This is a genomic window from Ferrimonas sediminicola, assembly GCF_005116715.1.
Classification (GTDB): Bacteria; Pseudomonadota; Gammaproteobacteria; order Enterobacterales; family Shewanellaceae; genus Ferrimonas; species Ferrimonas sediminicola.
Genome location: NZ_SWCI01000037.1, coordinates 1 through 845, shown reverse-complemented (window position 1 = coordinate 845; position 845 = coordinate 1). Strand labels below are relative to the sequence as shown.

At 51.4% G+C, this 845-nt stretch carries 1 rRNA gene; it reads left to right on the top strand.

From position 1 onward, the window contains the following. A 23S ribosomal RNA gene (locus FCL40_RS18385) occupies window positions 1-845 on the top strand; the annotation flags it as partial.

Below are 845 nucleotides of genomic sequence, written 5' to 3'. Positions count from 1 at the left end.
ACAGGGTGATAGCCCCGTACACGAAAACTAACTTTGTGTGAAATCGAGTAGGACGGGACACGTGATATCTTGTCTGAACATGGGGGGACCATCCTCCAAGGCTAAATACTCCTGACTGACCGATAGTGAACCAGTACCGTGAGGGAAAGGCGAAAAGAACCCCTGTGAGGGGAGTGAAATAGAACCTGAAACCGTGTACGTACAAGCAGTGGGAGCCCTTCGGGGTGACTGCGTACCTTTTGTATAATGGGTCAGCGACTTACATTTTGTAGCGAGGTTAACCGAATAGGGGAGCCGTAGGGAAACCGAGTCTTAACTGGGCGAATGAGTTGCAAGGTGTAGACCCGAAACCCGGTGATCTACCCATGGGCAGGTTGAAGGTTGGGTAACACCAACTGGAGGACCGAACCGACTAATGTTGCAAAATTAGCGGATGACTTGTGGGTAGGGGTGAAAGGCCAATCAAACCGGGAGATAGCTGGTTCTCCTCGAAAGCTATTTAGGTAGCGCCTCGTATCTCACCATTGGGGGTAGAGCACTGTTAAGGCTAGGGGGTCATCCCGACTTACCAACCCTTTGCAAACTCCGAATACCAATGAGTGCAATTACGGGAGACACACGGCGGGTGCTAACGTCCGTCGTGGAGAGGGAAACAACCCAGACCGCCAGCTAAGGTCCCAAAGTTCTAGTTAAGTGGGAAACGATGTGGAAAGGCTCAGACAGCCAGGATGTTGGCTTAGAAGCAGCCATCATTTAAAGAAAGCGTAATAGCTCACTGGTCGAGTCGGTCTGCGCGGAAGATGTAACGGGGCTAAACTAGACACCGAAGCTGCGGATGCACACTT